Origin of the sequence: Kluyvera sp. CHPC 1.251 (assembly GCF_036759945.1) — a bacterium.
GTDB lineage: Bacteria > Pseudomonadota > Gammaproteobacteria > Enterobacterales > Enterobacteriaceae > Kluyvera > Kluyvera sichuanensis.
Window position 1 is genome coordinate 1 of sequence record NZ_JAPKIC010000038.1, and the last position, 513, is coordinate 513.

The following is a 513-nucleotide window of genomic DNA, read 5'->3' on the forward strand; positions in this document are numbered from 1 at the left end:
TTCTTTAAGGTAAGGAGGTGATCCAACCGCAGGTTCCCCTACGGTTACCTTGTTACGACTTCACCCCAGTCATGAATCACAAAGTGGTAAGCGCCCTCCCGAAGGTTAAGCTACCTACTTCTTTTGCAACCCACTCCCATGGTGTGACGGGCGGTGTGTACAAGGCCCGGGAACGTATTCACCGTAGCATTCTGATCTACGATTACTAGCGATTCCGACTTCATGGAGTCGAGTTGCAGACTCCAATCCGGACTACGACATACTTTATGAGGTCCGCTTGCTCTCGCGAGGTCGCTTCTCTTTGTATATGCCATTGTAGCACGTGTGTAGCCCTACTCGTAAGGGCCATGATGACTTGACGTCATCCCCACCTTCCTCCAGTTTATCACTGGCAGTCTCCTTTGAGTTCCCGGCCGAACCGCTGGCAACAAAGGATAAGGGTTGCGCTCGTTGCGGGACTTAACCCAACATTTCACAACACGAGCTGACGACAGCCATGCAGCACCTGTCTCA

The 513-nt window shown here is 52.0% G+C and carries 1 rRNA gene; it reads right to left on the bottom strand.

Going from position 1 to position 513, the window contains the following annotated elements:
- Positions 1 to 10 precede the first annotated feature (10 nt).
- Positions 11 to 513 (bottom strand): 16S ribosomal RNA (locus V6940_RS22720); the annotation flags it as partial.